Below are 23,592 nucleotides of genomic sequence, written 5' to 3'. Positions count from 1 at the left end.
CCCCGGCTGGCAATCCTGGACTTTGTAGACAGCCCGTTTTCGACCACTTTTCTTCTCTCACCCCTTCTTGACTCATCGCTGCTTTCCTGGCCTCTTGCCATCCCCCATGCCCGCCCCTGCTGCCCTGCCTATTTTTGAGATCCGCGATGCCGTCGTTTCATGCCTGCATGATCCGAAGGTGCCGAACATGCTGATCAAGGCTCCCACAGGTTCGGGCAAGTCCACGCAGGTGCCGCAGTTTGTCCTCGATGCGGGCATTCTGAAGGAAGGCCAGCGTTGCATCGTGCTGCAGCCTCGTCGTATTGCGGCCCGCATGCTGGCCCAGCGTGTGGCCAAGGAACGCGGTGCGCGCCTGGGAGGCGAGGTGGGGTACCAGGTGCGGTTTGACAACGTCACCTCCCGGGATACTCGCCTCATTTACGTGACGGAAGGGGTGATGCTGCGACTGCTGATGGAAGACCCCGAACTGGCCAAGGTGGGCTGCATCGTCATTGATGAATTTCACGAACGCCATCTCGATGGTGACCTCGTACTCGCCTGGGCCATCGCGCTTCAGCGAGTCCGGAGGCCCGATTTAAAGATCATCGTCATGTCGGCCACCTTGACGCCCGGCCCGTTGTCGGAGTTCATGCAGCCTGTCGAACTGCTGGAGTCTCAGGGCCGAACTTTCCCGGTGCAGGTGCGTTATCAAACACCCAACAAAAACGCCCGCACGAATGAAATTGAACCTGTGTGGGAACAGGCCGCACGTGCCTGTGAAGCGCTGGCGGGCGAACTCGGTAGCAGCGGCGACATCCTCGTTTTCATGCCGGGGGCCTTTGAGATCCGCAAGACGATGATGACCCTCCAGGGGCGCAGCTTTGCCAAAGGTCGCCGCATCGTCGCCCTGCATGGGGAACTTTCCCCTCAGGACCAGGATGCCGCCGTGACGCCCGGCGAGCAGCCGAAGATCATCGTCAGTACGAACGTCGCTGAAACGTCCCTCACCATCGAGGGGGTGCGCGCCGTGGTGGATGCTGGGCTGGCCCGCATCGCCAGCTACGATCCGCGTCGTGGCATCAATACCCTCACGATCCAAAAGATCAGCCGGGCCAGTGCCGAGCAGCGAGCAGGGCGTGCGGGACGTCTGGGGCCGGGCATTGCCCTGCGGCTGTGGGCCGAGCGCGAGCACATCCACCGTGCGGAAAGTGAAGCCCCTGAGATTCAACGCTTAGAGTTAGGCGAGGCCCTGCTGGCCCTGCATGTGGCATCGGACAAGGCCAAGCTGAACATTCAGTGGTTCGAAAGACCTGCCGAAGCTGCCTTGGCTCGTGCTGAAGGGTTGTTGCAGGATCTGGGGGCCATTGCCCATGGCAAACTGACTTCCATTGGGATGAAGATGTCCGCCTTCCCCACTCACCCCCGTTTTGCCCGCATGCTCATGGCGGCTTCCGAAAATGGTTGTGTGCGTGAGGCCGCTCTCTGCGCGGCCATGGCCCAAGGCCGAGACATCCTCATGGTGGGGAAAAACAATGCTTCTCACAAGAATGAGGATTTCTGGGAGCCAGGAGATCTCACGGAGTTCCAGGCGCTCATTCGCGCCTTCATTCGGGCGGAGGCGATGAACTTCGATCCCCAGGCCTGCATCCCGCTCAATGTCCACGCCATGGCCTGCCGGGAGGCCGCGCGCAGTTACGATCAATTCCTCCGCCTCTCTCAGCGTGCGGGACTGGTCATCAATGACGAAGTGGCTTCCGCTGAATCTTTGGCGAAAACTTTGTTAGCCGCATTTAGCGATCATTTGGGCGTGGAGACCAGCGGAGGCAGCCGCATCTATCGCGTGGCCGGTGGTTACAGTGGAAATTTGGCCAAGGATGCCCACATCAAGCCACCGCGTCTGCTCGTCGCCTCAGAGATCACCGAGGTGCAGGGCAAGGCGCTGACCGTGCAGCTCAATCTCGTCACCAAGGTAGAGGAAGAGTGGCTGCGCGAACTCTTCCCAGATGACTTCAATGTGGGCAAGCGTGCCCAGTATGACGCGGTGAACCGCCGTGTCATGAACCTGGAGGAGGTGCGTTTTCGCAGCCTCGTCCTCAGCAGCCGTGAAAAGGGCGAGCCTGATCACAACACCGCCGCCACCCTACTGGCCGATGAAGTCATCGCAGGTCGTCTCACGCTTACCCTTTGGAACGAGCGAGTGGAGCAGTGGATCACCCGGGTGAATTGCCTGGCCAAATGGATGCCCGACCTGGAAATCCCACCCATCACGGAGGAGGACCGCCGCATCATCATCGAGCAAGTCTGCCATGGGGCGACTGCCTACCGCCAGCTCAAGGATAAGGATGTTTTTCCCGCGCTGCACCAGTGGCTCAGCCATGCGCAGCGCGATCTTTTGGAACGCTACGCGCCGGAGCGCCTCAACCTCAAAAACGGCAAATCAGCCCGCATCGTCTATGATGAAAAACAGCCGCCCAGTGTCAGCGTCGTGCTCCAGCAGATGTACGATGTGAATGAAAATCCGAAGGTCGCCAGTGGTCGTGTCACCGTCACCGTGCATCTCCTCTCACCCGCCCAGCGCCCCATCCAGACCACGGGCGACATTGGCCGCTTCTGGAAGGAAAGTTACCCCGCTGTCCGAACCCAGCTTCGCGGTCGCTATCCGCGGCATGAGTGGCGGTGAGAGGGCCCTCACCCCACCATCTCCAGGAAGATTTCTTCCAGCCGCAGCCCCTGTTTTTCATGGGCGGCACGCAGCTCTTGCAGGGTGCCGACGAATAGCAGCTTGCCCCGGTTGATGATGCCGATGCGGTCCGCCACCTCTTCAGCGATGTTGAGGAGGTGCGTGCTCATCAGCACCGTGGCTCCGGCCTGGGTCTGGCGTTTGAGTTCCTCCTTCACCACCCGGGCGTGGATGGGGTCCAGGCCCACCATGGGTTCATCAATGACAAAGACCTTTGGGTCATGCAGCAAGGCGCTGGCGATGGCCAGTCTCTGTCGTGTGCCGTGGCTCAGGTTTTCGATCCGTTGCCCGCAGTGCTCATGCAGGCCAAACTGTGTGAAAAGCTCGTCCGTGCGCGCTGCTGCCCTCCGCACGTCCATCTCGAAAAGCTCGGCGATGAACTGCATGAATTCGGGGGCGCTCAGCTTCTCATAAAACACCGCAACATCCGGCACATAGCCCAGCATGGACTTGGCCTTGAGCGGCTCTTTTTGGATATCAATGCCACAGATGCGCACCTGGCCACTCATCGGTTTCATCAGGCCTGTCAGCAGCTTGATTGCCGTGGTTTTACCTGCGCCATTGGGACCTAAAAAGGCAAACAGCTCCCCAGGGCGGATCTCCAGCGACAGGCTGTCCAGCGCCTTCAGGTCGCCGTAGTGCATGGTGAGGTTATCAATCTGGATCATGAGTGCTTAAACAGTTTTTCAGGGCACGGCGTTCAGTATTCAGATTTCGCTCCCTTTGAATACTGAATACTTTCTTTCTGGCCAAGCCCGCCCGCCCGCCCATCATGCAGGCCACTTTATGAAAATCGTCCTGCTCGATGCCTACACCGCCAATCCCGGAGACGTCTCCTGGGCACCTCTGCAAGTCATCGCTGAATGCGAGATTCACGACCGCACGCCTGTGGCAGAAACCGTCGCGCGTTGTGCCGGGGCCGAGGTCATCATCACGAACAAGGCTCCCGTCACCCGTGAAATCATCGCGGCTTTGCCCGATCTGAAATACATCGGCGTCACCGCCACGGGTTACAACATTGTGGATGTCGCTGCGGCAAAGGAGCGCGGCATCGTCGTCACCAATGTGCCAGGTTACAGTTCGCCTGCCGTGGCCCAGCTTGTTTTTGCCCTCTTGCTGGAGCTGACCAACCATGTGGGCCATCACGCCCAGACCGTCGCCGAAGGCCGCTGGCAGGCTTGCCCAGACTTCTGCTACTGGGATTATCCCATCATCGAACTCAGCGGACGCACGCTCGGCATCATTGGTTATGGCGACATTGGTGCCGCCGTTGGTCGCATTGCCGTGGCTTTCGGAATGAAGGTCCTTGCCAGCAAGCGTGACTGGAAAACGTCGCCTCCAGATGGTGTCACCCCAGCCAGCATTGACGAAGTCTTTGCGCAGAGTGACGCCATCAGTCTGCACTGTCCGCTGACCGATGCCACCAAGCACCTCGTCAATGGCCGCACCCTTGGCCTCATGAAGGAGTCCGCCTTCATCATCAATACGGGCCGTGGTCCTCTGGTGGATGAGGCTGCCCTGGCTGCCGCGCTAAACAGTGGCCGCATTGCCGGTGCCGGGTTGGACGTCCTTTCGGTGGAGCCGCCCAAGGATGGCAATCCGTTGATCGGAGCCAAAAACTGCCTCATCACCCCCCACATCGGCTGGGCCAGCCGTGAGGCCCGCATCCGCCTGATTGCGGCGACGGCTTCCAATTTGCAGGCCTTCCTCGACGGAAAACCCGTCAACGTCGTGGGCTGATCCGTCAGGCATCGGCACCAAAACACAAATAACGTGGAGGAGACCGCAACCGCGTTTCTCCTCCACGCTCTCAATGGTTAGCCTCAGATCTTCGGCACGTTCAGCCACTTGCGCTCGGCCCAGCTCTGCAGGCCCAGCTCTGCCAGTTGCACGCCCTTGGCACCTTCACGCAAGGTCCAGCGGAAGGGCGTATCCAGCGCGACGTGTTTGATGAACATCTCCCACTGAATTTTGAAGGCGTTGTCATACTCCGCCGTGTCCGGCACTTCCTGCCAGTGGTTGTAATGATTGATCGGGCTGTCAATGTCTGGGTTCCACACCGGTTTGGGTGTGCCCGCCATGGACTGGAACCAGCACTTGCGCAGCCCCACCATGGCCGAGCCGTGGGTGCCATCCACCTGCAACGTTAAGAGGTCATCGCGGCGCACACGCACGTTCCAGGAGCTGTTGAACTGGCAGACCACATTGTCGGCCGTTTCAAAGGTGGCGTAGCAACTGTCATCGGTGTCGCAGTTGTACGTCTCGCCTTTCTCGTCCACTCGCTGCGGGATGTGGGTGGCCCCAAGGCAGGAAACCGCCGTCACTTCGCCGAACAAATTATCAATCACGTAGCGCCAGTGGCACAGCATGTCCACGATGATTCCGCCGCCGTCGGCCTTGCGGTAGTTCCAGGAAGGGCGCTGCGCAGGCTGGCCCTCATGCTCACCGGTGAAGACCCAGTAACCAAACTCACCGCGCACGCTCAGGATGCGGCCAAAGAATCCCTGCGACTTCAGCAGCGCCAGCTTGCGCAGGCCCGGCAGCCACAGCTTGTCCTGCACCACGCCGTTTTTGATGCCCGCCTTCTCGCACACTTCGGCCAAGCGCAGGGCCTCCGCAGTCTCCACCGCCGTTGGCTTTTCACAATAGACTGCTTTGCCCGCTGCCGCCGCCATCTCCACAAACCGGGCGCGGTGCAGCGTGCCGGAAGCATCAAAGAAAATCGGGTAAGCCGGGTCGGCCAGCACCGCCGCGAGATCCGTGCTGGTCTTCAGCGGCCCCGTTTTTTCACAGCTATGTTTCGCCGCCAGTTCTTGCAGCTTGCTCGCACTGCGCCCGGTGAGGATCGGGTCTGGCATCAGCGTCAGTTCATCGGAAACCTTGATGCCGCCCTGGCGGATGATAGCCAGGATAGAGCGCACGAGGTGCTGATTGGTGCCCATGCGTCCGGTGACGCCGTTGAGGATGATGCCGATGCGTTGGATGCTCATGATGAAGAAAGGTTGGTCCACGGCAATCCATGGGATTGCGTGTTGCTTTTTAAATCATATATGATATATGGCAAGCGAGTTTTCAATCCCGCTTCCAGATTCGTCCATGCCCAAATCTCTCCCCAAGCCCGCCGCTGACACGAATCCGGTCGCCATCCCCACCAAGCAGCGCGCCGTGTACGATGCCTTACGTGCCGAGATCATGGGCGGCCGCCTGCAGCCAGGGGAGGTCCTTGTCATCGATGCCTTGGCCAAACGATTCCAGGTCAGCATCATCCCCGTGCGTGAGGCCCTGCGTCAGCTTCAGTCGGAGCGCCTCGTCGAAATCCGCGCCCACACCGGCGTCCGTGTCACCCCGGTGGATGTTTCGGCCCTCGTTGAAATCTTTGCCCTGCTGGGGGCCCTTGAGACCGCTTCCGCCATCCACGCCCTGCCGCGAATGACCGAGGTCGATCTGGCCGAACTGGACGCCATCCTCCACACCCTGGAAACCACCGCCATCAGTGGCGACACCGCGGGGTTCGAGCAGGCCAATCGCCAATTTCATCTGTTGCCCTGCCGCATCGCAGGTTTCACGCGGGCCGAGCAGGGGCTGCAATCCATCCTGGCCGAATGGGAACGCCTCCATCGCCTCGCCTTCCAAGGCACCCAGCCCCCCAGCCCGGAACAGGCCAACAAAGACCATCGCGCCATTGTCCGCGCCTTTCGTCAAGGCGATGTGGAAAAGCTCACACAGGTCATCCAGCGGCACAATGCCACCGCCCTCTCGCATTATCAAAAACTCATGAAATGAGCCGGGCAGGGGGCGAGTCCCCCCTGAATAAGGTGTAAAACCGCAGCCATGCAAAGCCGCCTTCCTCGGTTGACTCTCCCGTCGCTTGCCCTTTCTTGACGGCCCCAAAACCATGATCCGCGTCCGCTTCGCTCCCTCCCCCACCGGTGACCTCCACGTCGGTGGTGCCCGCACAGCTTTGTTCAACTGGCTCTTCGCCCGCAAAAACGGCGGCACCTTCATCCTGCGCATTGAGGACACCGACGGCGCACGCAACACCGAAGAAGCCTCCGCAGGTATCCTCAAGGGCCTCAAATGGCTCGGCCTCGACTGGGACGAAGGCCCCGAAAAGGGCGGCGACTACGGCCCCTATTACCAGAGCCAGCGCAAGGATATCTACGACCGTTACCTCGCTAGGCTCACCGCCGATGGCCGCACCTACGTGGAAGAAAATGGTGCCGTCCGTTTCAAATTCAGCCGCACCGCCATCACCGTGCACGACCTCGTCTGCGGCGATGTCACTTTCGCCCCGACCGAGGAGCCGGACATGACCCTCCGCCGTCCCGATGGCAGCTACATCTTCCATTTCGTCAATGTCGTGGACGACATCGAAATGAAGATGACCCACGTCTTCCGTGGCGAGGACCACCTCTCCAATACCTGGAAGCACATCGATCTCTTCAATGCCTTCGGGGCCACCCCGCCCACCTACGCCCACATCCCCCTCATCCTGAACAGCGACAGCTCCAAGATGAGCAAGCGTGATGCCGGCAGCGCTATCGAGAGCAGCTACATGAATGGCGGCTTCCTCCCGGATGCCGTGTTCAATTACCTCTGCTTGCTCGGCTGGACCCCCCGCACCGAGGCCGAAGTCCTCGACCGCACCACCCTCACCAGCCTCTTTGAGCCCGCAGAAATCCACAGCTCGAATGCCCGCTTTGACATGCAGAAATGCAGTTGGTTCAATGCGCAGTACCTCCGCGCCCTCAGCCCGGAAAACCTCTTCGCCGCCGCCCGTCCCTTCCTCGACAAAGCCGGTCTCGTCATCACCGATGAAGCCGTGGCCGCCGCCGCAGTTTACAGCGTGAAAGAAAAGGTCAGCCTGCTGACGGAGATACCCGATTGGGTGCACTACTTCTTCCGCGAAGACTATCCCTTCGAGGCCGATGTCGTGACCAAGCTCAAGGCCAAGCCGGAGAACCCCGCGCTCCTTCAGGCTGCCGCCGCCGCCTTCGCAGCTCTCACCGAATGGACTGAAGCCAGCGTGCACACCGCCATCGAAGACGCCGCCAAAGGCGCCAGTGTCAAGCCAGGGGCTCTCATGCCGCTGCTGCGTTTTGCCCTCAGCGGCCAGTCACGTGGGCCTGGGGTCAGCACCATCGCCCACCTCATTGGCCAGGCCAGCACGCTGGGCCGGATCCAGCGCACCCTCGCGCTTTGATTCGCCCTACTTCCCCCCGTCCGCTCAGGGCGGGCGGGTCGTGACGGCCGTTTTCAGCATTTGCCAGGATCTTCCCAGTTCCTTGGAGATGTGCTCCCAGTCCTCCGGTTTCATGCCTCCGTTGCGGCGCTGGTCGCGGTAGTCCATCATCTCCGCCCTCAGCAGGCATGCTTCGCGCACCCTTTCTATCGGCACCTGGTAGGTCATCGCCGTCAGTTGGCTGATGGTCTCGCCATACTGCGGCCACGTCGCCTTCTCCCGTCGCATCACCCACCATTCCAGCTCCAGCGGGGCCATCTCCTCCGGCTTCCAGGGAGATCCCGTCGCCTTCTGGATCACCTCATAATATTTCACCAGCGGCGGGATTCCCACCGCAAAGGCCTGTGCGCGGGGTTGGCTCGGCTGCGTCAGCCGTGCCGCCTTCGCCGCATGCCAGGCCATGCGCACACTGTCCCAGGGCGAAAATCCGTATTGCCCATGCGAGGCCAGAAACAGATCCGCCCCCAGCCTCACATAGCTTTTCTCATAGTAGTGCCGCCACATGTCAGACTCCAGCCGCCCCATCTCCGCAGGGTCAAATTGCTCCATGTCCGCCTGGCGCGGCGCGAAGAACCACAGGGCAAACAACAGCCCGCCCGCCAGCAACACCCGCAGGCGTTTGATCAAACGAAACATCATCCGCCCATGCTACACAAAGCCTGCCCGCACTGTCACGGCAGAAGCTTATACGATTTAGCCGCACTGGTTGGTGAAACCAAGCTTCATGTCTCCTTGGCCTGATACGCATCCCGATGCCTCTTTCCCCAGCCGCAGAGCGGCGTCCGTATCTTAGCCGCGCCTTTCAAGGCGCGGTTGTGGCGCGCACACCGCTTTCACTCATCGCGTCGCAGCGCGACGCCCGAACTGCCGCGATTAAACCCATCCATCACGCTAAACCGTATTACACCGGATCACAGATCACAGCCTCGATGGGGTACCCATCCGGATCAAAGACGAAGGCTGCAAAGTAATGGGCACCATACTCAGGGCACAGCTCCGGCACCCCGTTGTCCCGCCCCCCCATGTCGCAGCGCCTCGGCGTGGAAGTTCACCACCGCCTCCCGGGATGCCGCGACAAAGGCCACATGAAAGCCCGATTTCGGCACCGTCACCGGGCCTGGCCTCAGCTTGATGGCAAACTGGTCCTCCCCACCCACTACCCCATAACCCACCGCCGTATCATCTGCCCACACCTGCACATAGCCCAGCGCCCCTAGCACAGCATCATAAAAGGCGGACGAGCGCGCCAGATCGCTGACGCAGAAAGACAGGTGGTGCAGCATGGCTACCGTGAAAGTCGCCAGGGCAGGGGAGTCGTCGAGTTCCTTTTCACGCCATCCATTCGCCTAGCCATGCACAGGCCAGCTCCTCCCTTCATGAAAGGAAGACGCCCTCGCTGCGCAACTCATCCCCACTCCCAGGGTTTACCTCACCGATCTCTGCACCTTCCCGTTCAGAGGTTGCGCACCCCTCCGATCCGATGAAAATTGACGCGATGACACGATTCCTGGCACTCCCTGGCCTCCTGCTGGCCCTGGCAACGGTCGCCCGCGCAGAGCCTCCCCCGCCGCCCAAAGGCGAACGTGGTGACAAACCCCCTGCCCACTACGGCCCTCCGAAAGGTGACCGGGGAGACCGTGGCGATCGTGATCGCAGCGACAGGCGTGGCGGCATGCCCGGTTTCGGTGGCAGGCCCCCCATGCGTCATGACGGTTTTGACAAGCTGCCCGAGGACGAGAAAAAGCGTGTCCGCGAGGCCCTGGACAAGGTCTGGAGCCGTCCGGAAGTCATCGAGGCCAAGGACAAAGCCATGCGTGCCAATGAAGAAATGCGCGACACCATCCGCGAATCCCTCATCAAGATAGACCCCGAAGCCGCCGCCATCCTCGCCAAGATCGAGCCCAAAGACCATTTCGATCCCCGCGAGCTGCCCAAGCTCCCCGCCACCGACTCCAGCGAGTTCCCCAAAATCATGGTCCAGCGCATGGGCATGGAGCTTCTCAGCTTTTCCCGTCCGGAACGGCGCGAAGAAACCCGCAAGCTTCACGAACGCGTCGTCGCCTACCCGCTCGTTCGCGAGGCCATCACTCGCGTGGAATCCACCGCCGGTGAAGAGCGTGTACAAGCCGTCCAAAAGCTCCGCGAACGTTACCGCGAAGCCGTCGGCAAGGAATTCCAGGCCGCCCGCGAACGCCGTGCCAAAGAGGCCGGCCCCCAGGACTCCCCACCTCCCAAGCCAGCCGACTGATCCGGGTTCCGCCCACCTGGGTGCCCAGAAAACAGCCCACAGTCAAAGGCAGTCAAAGGCAGTCAAAGGCAGTCAAAGGCAGTCAAAGGCAGTCAAAGGCAGTCAAAGGCAGTCAAAGGCTTTTCGCCTAACAAATAATGCGCTTGCAGATGCATGCCGCATTGCCACAGGAAATCCCCGCTGCCGCGAAGCGTCCTGGACTGCGCCAGTCCCCTGGCGCTTTCGAAAGCTCACCCGGCCCCGTCCGCCCCAGCTTCATAGGACCTATGCGACGCATAGGTCCCATCGCTCGTCGTCCGCCCCCGTCCGATCACGTCATCCCCGAGCTTCCCCACACCCCCAAGGAGCGGGGCTTGCCAAGCCCCGTTCTTTGAACCTTCGCTCACCCCTCGCCCCTCCCCCCTCGCACTGAGCACTGAGCTCCTCCCTCACACCCCTTCGTCACCCAACCGCTTGTCCCCCACCAGGTAGCCCTGCACATAATCGCGCACCGCTTCATTCAGCGTGAAAAGATCCTGCGTGTAGCCGGACTCCCGCAGCTTGGTGATGTCCGCACAGGTGTAATACTGGTACTTGGACTGAAGGTGTTCCGGCATGTCCACAAACTCAATGTTAGGCTCCTTGCCCAGGGCTGCAAAGATGGCCTGGGCGAGTTGCACCCACGTGTGCGCCTGCCCGGATCCCAGATTGAAAAGCCCGTTCGCCGTGGTCTGCTCCGCCAGGTGCAGAGTCATCCGGATGGCGTCCTTCACATACAAAAAGTCGCGCATCTGCTCGCCGTCCTTGTAGTCGGGCCGGTGGGACTTGAAGAGCTGCACCTTCCCGGTGTTCAGGATCTGGCCATAGGCCTTGTGCACCACGCTTCGCATGTCCGCCTTGTGATCTTCGTTCGGGCCATAGACATTGAAGTACTTCATGCCCACCACTTGGTTCAGCATCCGTGTGCGTTTCGCGTGCAGGTCAAAGAGGTGCTTCGAGTAGCCGTACATGTTCAGCGGCCGCAGTTGATGCAGATTTTCCAGTTGGTCATCCATCCCATGCGCACCGTCACCGTAGGTCGCTGCGGAGGAGGCATAGACAAACCGCGTGCCCCTGGACAGCGCCCATTCGCACAGGATCTTCGTCAGCTCGTAATTGTTCCGCATCAGGTAGTCGGCATCCTTTTCGGTCGTGGCAGAGCACGCACCCAGGTGCAGGATCACATCGAACTGTCCCAGGCTCTCCGGTGAGCTGCGCAGATGCTTTTCCAGGTCCCCTCCGTCCACGTAGTCGTGGAACTTCAGCGGCACCAGGTTCTTCCACTTCTCGTCCGTGCACAGGCGGTCAGAGACGATGATGTTTTCACAGCCGCGGCGATTCAGTTCCCAGACGAGGGCGCTACCGATAAATCCGGCGCCACCGGTGACGAGAATGCGGCTTTCAGGGGTGATGGGCATCCTCAGGCGATAGCGAGGAGAAATCAGGTTGGCAACCCCCACTTGGCCTTCGGTCAGGGCTTTGGGCGTGTTTTAGAAAGACTCTTTCCACACCGCCGGATGCAAAAATGACGCCTGCACCCCAGACTCGGATTCACTGCCGGCTAGCGTTTCCATCACCATACCATCGGTGTACAGCAGGGCCGGATAGAGGAAGACTTCATTTGCGATCTGCAGCCGGGGGATCAGGGCCGCCCCGTGGTGATCCACCTCCCAGTTCAGCAGCAGCGGCTCTTCATCCGTAAAGCTGCTCATGGGCCGTTCGATCCACCCCACCAGCCCGCTGTCGTTCAGCAGATCCCAAATTTCCCCGGTTTCGAGATCCACCCGCACCGCAAACCCATGGGTCCGGCCCGTCGATTCCCCCGCTTCGCGAGGTTTCGAAACCAGGCCAATCACGATCTGACGACAAGCATTCTGCGAGGGTACGATGTCCACCTGAAAGCCAAACCTCAAAGGATGGTCAGGCACCAAAATCTCTCCAAAACTGAGCAGGTCAAAAGTAACAAAAGCCATTTCCGAACTGGTGAGTGGGGCGGCGGTGTGCATGGCAAATTTCAAGATAACGTCAGAAATTTGTCATGGTTTGTATCAAATATCAAATAATTATAGAAAACTTTAAAAATATCGAAATATCAAGATTTGTGTAATAAAGCGGGGGTTTTTACCCGATTTTCAGCGCAAAGCGTGCGCTTTAAAAATTCGCAATATCCTTAGCATCAACGACTTGTGTCGCAGGATCTAGGCCGGATTGCACAGCCAATGGACCACTGGCACATCAGCCGGGGCAAGGTCTGGGCGCTCGAGATTTTTTTGAAAAACCCAAATCAGTTCCGTGTGCTCATGCGGGTGTGGTTCAGCGCTTCCGGGGCTCAGCACACACACAAAGGGAAACAGGCGTATCCAGCCCCAGTCATACTCATGCAGCACGGGTGGCCCGGCTTGCAACACCTCCACCTCGCAGCCCAGCTCCTCCATCAGCTCGCGATGCAGCGCCTCCTCCGGGGCCTCTCCGGCATCCACCTTCCCGCCGGGGAACTCCCACAGCCCGGCCAGCCGTTTCCCCGGTGGCCGCTGCGCCAGCAGGATTTGCTCCCCGCGCCGGATCACGGCACAGACGACATCCACAGGCATGGCAGGAGACGCATTCATTTTTTCACTGACGGCAGCAGGCAGCCGCGCATAATCCAGGGATGCGCCCAGAGAAAGTCAAATTCATGCTCCTGGCGGCAGACATGCGCCGCGCCGTCCGATTTTACACTGCCGTCCTCGGCTTTCAGCAGATCTTTGTCAGCGATTTCTGGTCTGAGGTTTCCTGTGGCGATGCCATCCTCGCCCTCCATGGCGGCCATGACGGCAGCGTCAATCCCACCGGCCTCAGCCTTCAGTTTGAGGATGTGTTGGAGGTCGCCGTCGCCATCGAGCGCGCAGGCGGCCGCATTCTCGAAGTTCCCACTCAGCGGGAGGGGGAACCCATCCTCCTCGGCCGCTATCGCGATCCGGAAGGCAATGAGGGCTTCATCACCCAATACGTCGGTTGAGAAGCCCCCTCCTTCACTCAGTTCTTTATTCTTTCGGCCTGTGCGGCACCAGCACATCAGGGGCCTGGTTACGCTGGCGGATGCGTTTGGCCGCCTCCTTGGCAAAGATTTCCTGGGATCGCAGGGCCTTGGCGGCGTTCGCGGCAGGCGGTGCCCATGTGCCGTCCTGCTTCAGCACCCGGCCACGGGAAGTGTCCGCAAAGTGGGTCTCAAGGATGTGCGTCAGCCGCTTCTTCGCCTCCTTGTCCTCCACCGGCACCAGCAGCTCCACCCGCTTGGAAAGATTGCGGTTCATGAAGTCCGCGCTTGAGATGAAAATCACTGGCCGTCCGCCCTGGCGGAAGTGGTAGATGCGCGCGTGCTCCAGGTAGCGGTCGATGATGCTCACGACTCGAATGTTTTCGCTCAGCCCCTTCACTCCTGGGCGCAGGCAGCAGATGCCACGCACATTCAGCCGCACGGTCACGCCCGCTTGCGAGGCCTCATACAGTGCGGTGATCATCTTCCGATCCTCCAGCGCATTCATCTTCAGCATGATCTCCGCCTCCTCCCCCTGGCGCGCACGTTCCGTCTCGCTGTGGATCATCGAAAGCAGCCGCTCCCGCAACCCAAAGGGGGCCATCGAGATGCGCTCGAAGTGCACGAAGCGCGAGCGCCCCGTCACCGTATTGAAAAAGGCACTGGCGTCGCTGCCGTAGTTCTGTCGACAGGTCAGGTAGCTGATGTCCGTGTACAGCTTGGAGGTCGCCTCATTGTAGTTGCCCGTGCCAAAGTGCATGTACCTCACCAGATGCCCCGCCTCCCGCCGCATCACCAGGCAGACCTTCGCGTGAGTTTTGAGCCCCCTCACGCCGTAGATGATCTGGGCACCTGCATTGAGCAGTTCTTCTGCACGCTCCAGGTTGCGGGCTTCATCAAACCGCGCCTTCAGCTCCACCAGCACCGTCACGTGCTTGCCCGCCTGGGCCGCGCGGATCAGCGCGCTGATGATGCGGCTGTTTTTGGCCGTGCGATACAGGATCTGCTTGATGGCAATCACGTCCGGATCCGCCGCCGCTTCCTCGATCATCTGCATCACCGGGTCAAACGACTCATACGGGTGGTGCAGCAGGATGTCCCCGCGCTTGATCGCGTCAAACATGCTCTCTCCAGGTTCGATCTGCGGCGAGGCCTGGCTGTCCCAAGGCTCCACCTTCAGGTCCTCAAAGCCCGACAGACCCGAGATCACAAAATACGCCCGCAGGTCCAGCTCACCCGGCACGGTGTAAACCTGTGCCGTCTTCGCTCCGCAAAGGTCACGGATGGATTTCACCAGATCGCGCGGCGCTCCGTCCTCGATCTCGATACGGATCGCCGGGCTCTGCAGTCGTGCTTCCAGGATGTCCTCCATCTCGCTCGCCAGGTCAAAGGAGCTCTCATCATCCACCGCAATGTCGGAGTTCCGGCTGATGCGGAACCGCGCGCTGGCCGTCACTTTTTCAGACGGGAAATACAGGTGTAGAAAGACGGAAAGCAGGTCCTCTAGATTCAGGTAGGCATGCAGCCCGCTCTCCACCTCCGGCACCAGCACATGCCGGGGCAGGTTGGACGGCAGCGTGAACAGCACCAGCCTCTGCGTCATCTTTCCTTCCGCCACGGACTGCACCTTGCAGAGCAGCGCGATTTGCAGCGCCGGAACAGAAACACGCGGTTTGTCATCATCCAGGGCGATAGGAGAAAGCACCGGGAAGATGTGCTCGCTGAAGTAGGCTTCCAGGTGAGTGCGCTGCGCAGGGGTCAGCTCGCTCGGGTTCAGGCGGCGGATGCCCTTCTCCCGCAGCAGCGGCAGCAGCTCATCATTCAGAATCTCATACTGCCGCTCCACAAAAGCCGTCGCCCGTTGCTGGATCTGCTCCCACTGCTGGGTCGGTGTCAGCCCCGAAGGATCCTTCACTCGCCGTCCTTGCTCCCGCAGAAACTGCAGCGCACCGACGCGCACCATGAAGAACTCGTCCAGGTTCGAGGCCGTGATTGCCAGAAACTTCACGCGTTCCAGCACGGGTAGCTCAGCGCGTGCCGCTTCGGCCAGCACCCGCTCATTGAAGGCCAGCCAGCTCAGTTCACGGTTGAGGAAATGTTCTTCGCTGATGGCCATCGCTTTGCTTGGAGACTTCGTGTCAGGGCTTGGAGAGGAGGATGTCATAGCCGTAAATTTCGCGGAAAAGGTCACACTTGGAGTTGATGGCAATCTGTTCCACCGTCGTGTCGTCCACGCCCGGTGTCAGGATGTATAGGCGGCTGCCTTCAGGCCGCAGTTGGATGGTCTTGATGCGCTGCGCATGTGTGCGGTCCAGGGCATCGGCGATGCGCAGCAGGGCCGCGAGCTTGAATACAATCATGCGTTCCTCGCGGCTCAGGTCAGAAAAGGTCGGGTGGTTTGGCTCCGGATTGTACCGGCGGTGATAGCGCGCCAGCAGCGCCACCATCTCCCCGTCCGAGCTGCTAAGACCAAAGATCTCCGTCTGTAGCAGGATGTACAGGCTGTGCTTGTGATGCTCACGGGGGCTGATGAACATACCCACCTCATGCAGCACCGCCGCCACCCGCAGCACCAGTTCATACTTGGGCTCCAGGGCGTGCAGATGCTGCAGCTCGCGGAAAAGCTGCTGGGCAAAACCGGCCACATGGTCTGCATGCTTGCGGTCCGTCTTGTAGCGCACGCCGATCTCACACGCCGCCTGCACCACCTCATCCTGGAAGTTGGCCGAATGTGGGCTGGCCGTCATCAGGTCCAGCATCAGCTCCCGCTGGAAATCTCCTTCCGGGATCCACAGGGCCTCATCGCCAAACCGTCGCGCCAGTGCCAGGTTCGTCTGTAGGGCCGGCACGATGCCCTCGCCCCCCGTGTAGTGCACGTGCAGCTTCCGCACCAGTTCATCCGGGTTCAGCACCGCCAGCTTTTCCGTGAACCTTTCCAGCTCATCCTCCGTGATCCGGAAGGCTCCCTGCTTCGCTGCTGTCAGCTCCGCCGCCACGCTCTGGATCTCCGCCCCGATCGCCACATGATTGTCAATCGGATACCCGGAGTAGTCCTGCGCCAGATGGTCCACCACGCCGCGGATGTGCTCCTCCAGATGCGTCAGATGCTGGGCAGATTCGCCATCAGCCCCGGCTACCGCCTCGCGGGCGCGGTAAATGCCTAACCGATAGTTGCTATACGCCGCCAGCCGCCCGTTTTTGAAATACAGGGCGCGCGTATTGCCCGGCCCGATGTGGGTCACGAACGTGTGGCCCTCCCTCAGCTCGGGATTCTTTTTCAGCATCCGCAGACCGATCTGATAGACCAGACGTGTCATGTCCCCGTCGTCAATCAGCCGGGCGATCAGTCCCGTGCTCACTTGCAGACGGTTCAGGAAAATCTCATGGTTGGCCGCTTCCGAAAGGATGTTGGTGTTGTACAGCCGCACATTCGCCAGCGGCAGCCCATACTCCCGCACGGTCAGCAGATAGTCCTTCAGGATGCCCGCCGCCTGCTCCACCGTCGCTCGGGTGATCGTGCCCGTCCGGAAGATGTCCCGTGCCATCGGCAGCGGCTTGTCCAGATGCTCCAGCAGGCTGAAAGTGCCAGACTCATTCCGGGTCCCAATGATGAGGGACAGGGAGGCCGCGCCCACATAGATGATGGCGTGCTCGGCAGACGGGGGGGCAGACGGTTCAGACATGACAGAACTGACAAAGGGTTGGTTAGGGGATTGGGTCGGGCGCTTGTTCAGGAACGTACTCACGGCTTCTGCTCTCTCAGCCAAGCCACACTGCCGATGGCCACCGCATTGCCGCCCAGCTTGGCCAGTGAATACCGGATGCCCCGGCTCAGTCCCGGCAGCGCGTAGCGGTTCACCTCTTCCTTCAGCAGCGTCAGGTACACCTGCGGGATTTCCTCCACCAGCCCGCCTCCCAGCGTGATGTGGTCCGGCGCCAGCAGGTTCACCACCGCCGCGATGCCCATGCCCAGATAGGCCACGCTGCTGCGGATCATCGCCACCGCCGCCGGTTCCCCTGAGTTATAGGCTGCGGAGAGCGCCTTGCTGCGGATGTCCCGCAGGTTGCCACGCGTCTTCTTATCCAGCTCCGGCAACTGCCCGCGATAGCAGGCCACCCCCGCCTGCGAGGCCACCGCCAGACGGCTGGTCAAATCCTCGATCATCACCGCCCCAGGCAGCGCGCTGCCCAGATGGGTGCCTGGCACATAAATCATGCCCAGCTCCATGGCAGACACATTCCGCCCCATGATCAGCTTGCCATCATAGACAAAGCCCGATCCCACCCCCGTTCCGGGAAAGATCCCCAGCAGTGAACGCGCCCCTTTGCCGGCTCCCAGCTTGTATTCGCCAAAGGTCCCCGCATCCACATCATTCAGCACCGCCACCGGCTTCTTGAAGGCCGTCCTTAAAATGCCCGTCAGCCCCATGTTCTTCCAGCCCAGATTCGGCGCATTGATCAGGATGCCCTTCTCTGGATTCACCAGCCCCGGGCACCCGATGCCAATCCCCTGCAGCCCTTTCGGGTCCACTCCCGCCGCTGCAATCGCCTCCTGAATCGCGGTCACGATCTTCTTGCGTCCCTTGATCTGCCCGTCGGATCCGTTGGTGGACTTCCGCGCAGTTCCCAGCACGTTGTAATCAGCGTCCAGCACACAGGCCAGCATCTTCGTGCCACCCAGGTCAAATCCCACCCAGAACGGCACGGCCTTCAGCGCAGGCAAGACCTTCTCCTTGATCTTCTTGCCGGGCTTCTTCTTCAGTTTGATTTTGAGGGCGGCTTTGGCGGGCATGGCCAAATAGAGCATCGGCTTTGCCTTCGCAGCAAGCAACATTCCCGCATCCCCGCCCATCCCCGTCCTTCGGCAGTCCACTGCTACGTACGTAAAAAGGACGCCGCTTTCCCCTCCCTCGTTGGCTGCCTCCGCTAAATCCAAATCATCATATCATCTGTCCATTATCCTAATGGGAAATGGCACGCATGATGCTCAGCACATTAGTATCGCTGACCGCCTGACAAGGATTCGTTTGAGACCGGATTTCCCTGCCAGGCGGATTAGCGAATCAACACTAACGCGAATCAATACGATGAAATTAAAGTGCTCGTTGCATGCGATGCTCAATAAATGCCTCCTGGCCACCTCGGTCCTTTCCCTGACCTCCGGTGCCCTCCTTGCTGGAACTCCCCCCGCCCCGCCGGTGGAGACCCCGCCTGGGCCACCCCTCGTCACAGGCACTCTCTCCTTGCTCATGGATTCGCATTTCGTCTCCTACGGTCAGGACATCTGGCGCGCCGGGCAGTCCTGGGAGGATCCTCTCTTTCACCCCTCCCTCGCCGTTAATTTTAATCTCACCAGCAACTTCACCTTCTTCGTCGGGACCTGGATGGACATCAACGACAACCTTGAGTCCAACTCCACCCTCGGGAACCGCGTCCAGGAAATCGATGTCTGGGCTGGCATGTCCTACACCATGGACAAGTTCAAGTTCACCCTGATTAACCAATATTGGAACTACGGCGGCAACACGGAAAAAATCATCGACTTCCGCGTGGATTACAGCGGCATGCTGAATCCCTACCTCCTCCTCCACGGCCGTTTTGATCGCGGTGCCGCAGAGGCCTTCGGTGAAGGCGTCGTCGTTCAGGTGGGTATCAATCCCACCACCAAGTGTGGTCCCGTCACCCTCGCCGCCCCCATCGCGCTGAGCTATGACACCCACAACTACCACGGCGGCCAGGCCGGCTTCGGCTTCGCTTCCGCTGGCCTCAATGCCACGCTGCCTGTCTCCAAGCACGTCGCCCTCACCGCCTCCGTAGATTACTTCTACACCAATGACAATGTCATCGTCACCAACCCGGATGAAGGCTTCATCCGTGGCCGTGCCGGCGTGGTGATCACCTTCTAAGGTCCCCTCCCATCCAGGTGCATCGGGCGTCCATGCCAGGTGCACCTTTCTTAAACCATGCCCACACGCGGCACCCCTCTCTTCTCACGGATTCCATCCTTTTCTGACTCATGAAATTTTCTCTCAAACTGTCCCGCCTTGCCATCGCGGCGGCCCTCGCCTCGCTTACCCCCGTCATCCACTCTCAGGAGACCGTCAAAGTCGGCGTTCTCCACTCCCTCAGCGGCACCATGGCTATCTCGGAGACCTCCCTCCGCGATGTCCTCCTCTTCACCTTTGACGAGATCAACGCCAAGGGCGGTGTCCTCGGCAAAAAGATCGAACCCGTCGTCGTCGATGGCGCTTCCAACTGGCCCCTCTTCGCCGAAAAGGCCAAGCAACTCCTTGAGCAGGACAAGGTTTCCGTCACCTTCGGCTGCTGGACCTCCGTCAGCCGCAAGTCCGTCCTCCCGGTCTTCGAGTCCAACAAAGGCCTCCTCTTCTACCCTGTCCAGTATGAGGGCGAGGAAATGTCTCCCAACATCATGTACACCGCCGAGGCCGTGAACCAGCAGGCCACCCCCGCTGTGGATTACATGCTCGAAAAAGGCTTCAAAAAATTCTACCTTCTCGGCAGCGACTACGTCTATCCCCAGACCACCAACCTCGTGCTTCTGGAGTACCTCCTCAGCAAAGGCGTGCCTCTGGAAAACATCGGCGGCGGTTTCAAAAAGGACGAGTCCGGCAAGATCATCTCCGCAGGCAAATACACCCCCTTCGGCCACACCGACTACCAGCAGATCGTCTCTGAGATCAAGCAGTACGCCGCCGGTGGCGACACCTGCGTCATCAGCACCCTGAATGGCGATACCAATGTCCCCTTCTTCAAGGAATACGCCGCCGCTGGCCTCACGGCTGAAACCTGCCCCGTCGTCAGCTTCTCCATCTCGGAAGATGAATTCCGCGGCCTCCCTGCCAAACAATTGGTTGGGCAGCTTGGCTGCTGGACCTACTTCCAGTCCATCAAGTCTGACGCCAATGAAAAGTTCATCGCCGACTTCGATGCCTGGCTGGCGAAGAGCGACGTTCCCGGGATCGTCAAGGATGGTCGCGTCACCTGCTCCCCCATGGTCCTCAGTTACGTCGGTGTTTATCTCTGGAAAGCCGCTGTGGAAAAGGCTGGCACCTTCGAGGTGGAAAAGGTCATCGCTGAACTTGAAAAAGGCATCAGCTTCGAAGGCCCTGCCGGCACCGTCACCAGCCAGAAAAATCACCACGTCACCAAAAACGTCTTCATCGGTGAAACCAAGGCCAACGGCCAGTTCAAGATCCTCAAGTCCTACGACAACGTCTACGGCGAGCCCTTCCTGAAAGGCACCTTCAAGACCAAGTAATCTCCCACCCTGCACCACCCGCCCTCTCACAGGAGGTGGGTGGATCATATCCTGGGGCGGCCCGTTTGGTCGTGGGCCGCCCCTTTCTCTCACCTTGCACATATCCCGGATTCAATGTCCGCCCGTGGCATCAAAGCTGCACTCCTGCCCATCGGTTCACTGACTTGCCTGCCATGAAAAAAGCCTGGTTATTCTGCCTCCTGGCCACTCTTCTCTCGAGTTCCCTTTCCTCGGCCCAAGAGGCCAAAAGCGCCCGCGCCATCATCGCGGAAGCCGTCGTCCTCACCGAAGACAGCGACGCCCAGGTCAAGCTCATCAACTCCCTCACCGGCATGAGCGACCCCGATCTTGAGCCTCTGCTCGATGCCTGGAAAGGCGGCTCCATCTACCTCGTCGAAGGGGCCGATGACAAATACATCGCCGTCACCCTCGCGGGCGATCCCGATGCCACCAAAAAAGAAACCGCCCTCCGCCTGGATACCAAAGAGCCTCTCAAAGATGCTCAAGGCGCCGTCATCCGCGTCTCACCCGCCCGCGCAGAAATTGCCGAGACCGACAGCAGCATCCGCCGCGCCATGAAGTCCCTCCTGGACCTCTCCAAACTCACCGCTCCCGAGGCCAAGGATCGAATGCTCGCCATCACCCAGATGGGCATGGAGCGCGACGTCGCCAAGCTCCCCATTCTCGAACAACGCCTCCAGGTCGAAACCGACTCTTCGGTCAAACGCGCCGTGCAGGAGGCCATCGCCCTCACCCAGTTGCGCAGCCCGGATAAAGCCGTCCGCCTCGCAGGCTGCACCGCCCTCGCAGACATCCATCCGCTCAGTGCCAAAGACTCTCTCGAAAGCGTCGTCAAGGAGGCCGAAAAAGCCGGTGACAAAGAACTCCTCGCGGCTGCGAAAAAAGCCCTGGCGGCTGTCGAGTCTCACCGCACCACCGTCAATTTCTTCGGCACCCTCTTCCGTGGCCTCTCCCTCGGTTCCGTGCTCCTGGTCGTCGCCATCGGCCTGGCCATTACCTTCGGTTTGATGGGCGTCATCAACATGGCCCATGGCGAGCTCATCGCCGTCGGTGCCTACACCACCTACGTCGTCCAGTGCCTCTTTGCAGAGGGGCTCGCCCTCTCCCCCTTCGGCATGAAGGTCAGCCTCCCCGGCATGCATTCCACCGGCTGGTTGTATGAGATGTACTTTGTCATCGCCCTGCCCATGGCCTTCATCATGGCCGCCCTCGTCGGCCTCGCTTTGGAGCGCGGCGTGATTCGTTTTCTCTATCGCCGTCCTTTGGAAAGTCTCCTCGCCACCTGGGGCGTCTCGCTCGTCCTCCAGCAGCTTTTCCGTCTCGTCTTCGGGTCGAACAATGTGCAGGTCAACAGCCCCTCCTGGCTCAGTGACAACTGGACTGTCAACGATATCGTCTTCGGCTGGAACCGCGTCTTCGTCATCGGTTTCGCCGTCCTTATTATCTTCGGCACCTGGGCACTCCTCAGCAAGACTCCCCTCGGCCTCCTCATCCGTGCCGTCATGCAAAACCGCAACATGGCTGCCTGCCTCGGCGTCCGCACGGAGCGGGTGAACATGATGACCTTCGGTTTCGGTAGTGGCCTCGCAGGTCTCGCCGGGGCCTTCCTCTCCCAGATTGGCAATGTCGGTCCCAGCCTCGGGCAAAACTACATTGTGGATGCCTTCATGACCGTTGTGGTCGGCGGCGTCGGCAGCCTCGTCGGCACCGTCGCCAGTGCCATCGGCATCGGTGTGGTGGACCAGTCGCTCCAGCAGATTCTGGGGAATCCCGTCCTGGGCAAGATCCTCGTCCTCGGGGCCATCATCCTCTTCCTTCAGTGGCGGCCTGCCGGGCTCTTTGTCACCAAGACCCGCAGCCTGGAATCCTGATCAACCTCACGCCCCCCGCCTGTCATCATGACGCATTCCTTGTTAGTCCGACCTATTGCCAAAAGAGAATGGACCATCACCGCCGTGGTGGCCTTCTTCTTCATCGTTGTACTTCCCCTGCTGAATCTCGGCGGCCTGGTCAGCGACTTCACCATCAATCTTTGGGGCAAGTACCTCTGCTACGCCCTGCTCGCCATCAGCGTGGATCTTCTCTGGGGTTACACCGGCCTGCTCAGCCTCGGCCAGGCCCTCTTTTTCTCCCTCGGCGGTTACATGATGGGCATGTACCTCATGCGCATGATCGGCACCCTCGGCCAGTATAAAAAGGACATGCCGGATTTTCTCGTCTTCCTCGGTTGGGAGCGACTCCCCACCTTCTGGACTCCCTTCAGCAGCTTTTCCTTTGCCATGATCATGATGCTCGTCATCCCCGGCGTGGTGGCCTACATCTTCGGCTGGCTGGCCTTCCGCTCGCGGGTGAAGGGCGTTTACTTTTCCATCCTCACCCAGGCGCTCACCTATGGCGCTTCGCTCATGTTCTTCCGCAATGACATGCTCATGGGCGGCAACAACGGCTTCACCGACTTCCGCTTCATCCTCGGGTTTGACATCCGCAGCCCAGGGACAAAGCGCGGCCTCTTCATCGTCACCGCCGTTGTCCTCACCGCCGTTTATGTCGGCCTCCGCTGCCTCACCCGTAGCCGCTTCGGTCTCGTCCAGCAGGCCGTGCGCGATAGTGAAAATCGCGTCCTCTTCAGCGGCTACTCCTCGCCTAACTTCAAGCTCTTCATCTTTGTCCTCAGTGCCCTCATTGGTTCCATTGGCGGGGCCCTCTACGTCCCCCAGGTCGGCATCATTAACCCCAGCGAGATGACCACCGAAAAATCCCTCGAAGCCGTCGTCTGGACCGCTGTCGGCGGGCGTGGCACCCTCATCGGGCCCATAGTCGGGGCCATCAGTGTCAATGCGCTGAAGAGCTGGGCCACCCGTGCATATCCAGATCTCTGGCTCATCATCCTCGGCGGCATGTTCATCATCGTCGTTCTCTTCCTGCCGAAAGGCATCGTCGGCGTCCCCGGCATGATCCGCGACTGGCTGAAAAAGCGCGGCCGCCAGACCGAGCCCGATTTGCCCCCTCTCCAGAAACCTGAGGAAGAAGCCGCCTAATTTTCCCCGCT

Annotated in this window: 20 protein-coding genes; 10 read left to right on the top strand and 10 right to left on the bottom strand. The window is 60.3% G+C overall.

Translation table 11 applies throughout. The features are described from left to right. Window positions 1-106: 106 nt before the first annotated feature. Window positions 107-2,659, top strand: a complete 2,553-nt coding sequence (gene hrpB / locus ABEB25_RS08620; RefSeq protein WP_345735985.1) for an ATP-dependent helicase HrpB — start codon at window positions 107-109, stop codon at window positions 2,657-2,659. A gap of 8 nt (window positions 2,660-2,667) precedes the next feature. On the opposite strand, the gene ABEB25_RS08615 is transcribed toward hrpB, so the two are convergent. After that, complete coding sequence (locus ABEB25_RS08615; protein WP_345735984.1) at window positions 2,668-3,387, bottom strand: ABC transporter ATP-binding protein; 720 nt, start codon at window positions 3,385-3,387, stop codon at window positions 2,668-2,670. A gap of 118 nt (window positions 3,388-3,505) precedes the next feature. On the opposite strand from ABEB25_RS08615, the gene ABEB25_RS08610 reads away from it, so the two are divergent. Beyond that, entirely contained in the window at window positions 3,506-4,459 is a 954-nt protein-coding gene (locus ABEB25_RS08610; protein WP_345735983.1) for a D-2-hydroxyacid dehydrogenase, read from the top strand. An 83-nt stretch (window positions 4,460-4,542) separates the two neighbouring features. On the opposite strand, the gene ABEB25_RS08605 is transcribed toward ABEB25_RS08610, so the two are convergent. Then, complete coding sequence (locus tag ABEB25_RS08605; protein ID WP_345735982.1) at window positions 4,543-5,709, bottom strand: Gfo/Idh/MocA family protein; 1,167 nt, start codon at window positions 5,707-5,709, stop codon at window positions 4,543-4,545. A gap of 106 nt (window positions 5,710-5,815) precedes the next feature. On the opposite strand from ABEB25_RS08605, the gene ABEB25_RS08600 reads away from it, so the two are divergent. Next, window positions 5,816-6,502, top strand: a complete 687-nt coding sequence (locus ABEB25_RS08600; protein ID WP_345735981.1) for a GntR family transcriptional regulator — start codon at window positions 5,816-5,818, stop codon at window positions 6,500-6,502. A gap of 112 nt (window positions 6,503-6,614) precedes the next feature. Next, window positions 6,615-7,922, top strand: a complete 1,308-nt coding sequence (locus ABEB25_RS08595; protein ID WP_345735980.1) for a glutamate--tRNA ligase — start codon at window positions 6,615-6,617, stop codon at window positions 7,920-7,922. A gap of 24 nt (window positions 7,923-7,946) precedes the next feature. Here the strand turns inward: ABEB25_RS08595 and ABEB25_RS08590 are convergent, their stop codons facing one another. Continuing rightward, window positions 7,947-8,600, bottom strand: a complete 654-nt coding sequence (locus ABEB25_RS08590; protein ID WP_345735979.1) for a hypothetical protein — start codon at window positions 8,598-8,600, stop codon at window positions 7,947-7,949. A gap of 344 nt (window positions 8,601-8,944) precedes the next feature. Then, the gene (locus ABEB25_RS08585) at window positions 8,945-9,244 is read right to left on the bottom strand and encodes a VOC family protein (RefSeq protein ID WP_425571996.1); all 300 of its coding nucleotides are present in this window, start codon (window positions 9,242-9,244) and stop codon (window positions 8,945-8,947) included. Window positions 9,245-9,441: 197 nt separating this feature from the next. Here ABEB25_RS08585 and ABEB25_RS08580 point away from each other — a divergent pair, with 197 nt between their 5' ends. After that, window positions 9,442-10,209 (top strand): hypothetical protein, encoded by a 768-nt coding sequence (locus tag ABEB25_RS08580; protein ID WP_345735978.1) that lies wholly within the window; start codon window positions 9,442-9,444, stop codon window positions 10,207-10,209. 428 nt (window positions 10,210-10,637) lie between these two features. Here ABEB25_RS08580 and rfaD read toward each other — a convergent pair whose 3' ends face one another. The 3 genes from rfaD to ABEB25_RS08565 all read right to left on the bottom strand — a co-directional run bounded on the left by rfaD (window position 10,638) and on the right by ABEB25_RS08565 (window position 12,836). Then, on the bottom strand, window positions 10,638-11,645 hold the full coding sequence (gene rfaD / locus ABEB25_RS08575; protein WP_345735977.1) for an ADP-glyceromanno-heptose 6-epimerase: 1,008 nt from the start codon (window positions 11,643-11,645) through the stop codon (window positions 10,638-10,640). Between the two features lie 72 nt (window positions 11,646-11,717). Further along, window positions 11,718-12,233 (bottom strand): hypothetical protein, encoded by a 516-nt coding sequence (locus tag ABEB25_RS08570; protein ID WP_345735976.1) that lies wholly within the window; start codon window positions 12,231-12,233, stop codon window positions 11,718-11,720. Between the two features lie 192 nt (window positions 12,234-12,425). Then, window positions 12,426-12,836, bottom strand: a complete 411-nt coding sequence (locus tag ABEB25_RS08565; protein WP_345735975.1) for a (deoxy)nucleoside triphosphate pyrophosphohydrolase — start codon at window positions 12,834-12,836, stop codon at window positions 12,426-12,428. 41 nt (window positions 12,837-12,877) lie between these two features. Here ABEB25_RS08565 and ABEB25_RS08560 point away from each other — a divergent pair, with 41 nt between their 5' ends. Next, the gene (locus tag ABEB25_RS08560; protein ID WP_345735974.1) at window positions 12,878-13,225 is read left to right on the top strand and encodes a VOC family protein; all 348 of its coding nucleotides are present in this window, start codon (window positions 12,878-12,880) and stop codon (window positions 13,223-13,225) included. Between the two features lie 25 nt (window positions 13,226-13,250). Here the strand turns inward: ABEB25_RS08560 and ppk1 are convergent, their stop codons facing one another. The 3 genes from ppk1 to ABEB25_RS08545 are packed head-to-tail and all read right to left on the bottom strand — an operon-like array spanning window position 13,251 to window position 18,077. After that, window positions 13,251-15,407: a polyphosphate kinase 1 gene (gene ppk1 / locus ABEB25_RS08555; RefSeq protein ID WP_345735973.1), complete on the bottom strand. Its 2,157-nt coding sequence runs from the start codon at window positions 15,405-15,407 to the stop codon at window positions 13,251-13,253. Further along, window positions 15,382-16,926: a Ppx/GppA phosphatase family protein gene (locus tag ABEB25_RS08550; RefSeq protein WP_345735972.1), complete on the bottom strand. Its 1,545-nt coding sequence runs from the start codon at window positions 16,924-16,926 to the stop codon at window positions 15,382-15,384. Before ABEB25_RS08550 ends, ppk1 begins: the two co-directional genes overlap by 26 nt. 59 nt (window positions 16,927-16,985) lie before the next feature. Next, window positions 16,986-18,077 carry an ROK family protein gene (locus ABEB25_RS08545; RefSeq protein WP_345735971.1) on the bottom strand — a complete coding sequence of 364 codons (1,092 nt, stop codon included), beginning with the start codon at window positions 18,075-18,077 and terminating at the stop codon, window positions 16,986-16,988. A 280-nt stretch (window positions 18,078-18,357) separates the two neighbouring features. Between ABEB25_RS08545 and ABEB25_RS08540 the strand changes: the two genes are divergently transcribed. The 4 genes from ABEB25_RS08540 to urtC all read left to right on the top strand — a co-directional run bounded on the left by ABEB25_RS08540 (window position 18,358) and on the right by urtC (window position 23,581). Beyond that, a complete protein-coding gene (locus tag ABEB25_RS08540) occupies window positions 18,358-19,149 on the top strand; it encodes a hypothetical protein (protein ID WP_345735970.1) in 792 nt (263 codons plus the stop codon). 110 nt (window positions 19,150-19,259) lie between these two features. Beyond that, a complete protein-coding gene (gene urtA / locus ABEB25_RS08535) occupies window positions 19,260-20,522 on the top strand; it encodes an urea ABC transporter substrate-binding protein (protein WP_345735969.1) in 1,263 nt (420 codons plus the stop codon). Window positions 20,523-20,695: 173 nt separating this feature from the next. Continuing rightward, window positions 20,696-22,414 (top strand): urea ABC transporter permease subunit UrtB, encoded by a 1,719-nt coding sequence (gene urtB / locus ABEB25_RS08530; protein ID WP_345735968.1) that lies wholly within the window; start codon window positions 20,696-20,698, stop codon window positions 22,412-22,414. Window positions 22,415-22,441: 27 nt separating this feature from the next. Then, window positions 22,442-23,581 (top strand): urea ABC transporter permease subunit UrtC, encoded by a 1,140-nt coding sequence (urtC, locus tag ABEB25_RS08525; RefSeq protein ID WP_345735967.1) that lies wholly within the window; start codon window positions 22,442-22,444, stop codon window positions 23,579-23,581. The last annotated feature ends 11 nt before the right edge of the window (window positions 23,582-23,592 follow it).

The organism is Prosthecobacter algae (assembly GCF_039542385.1).
GTDB classification, from domain to species: Bacteria; Verrucomicrobiota; Verrucomicrobiia; order Verrucomicrobiales; family Verrucomicrobiaceae; genus Prosthecobacter; species Prosthecobacter algae.
This window is presented reverse-complemented; position numbering and strand designations above follow the sequence as displayed.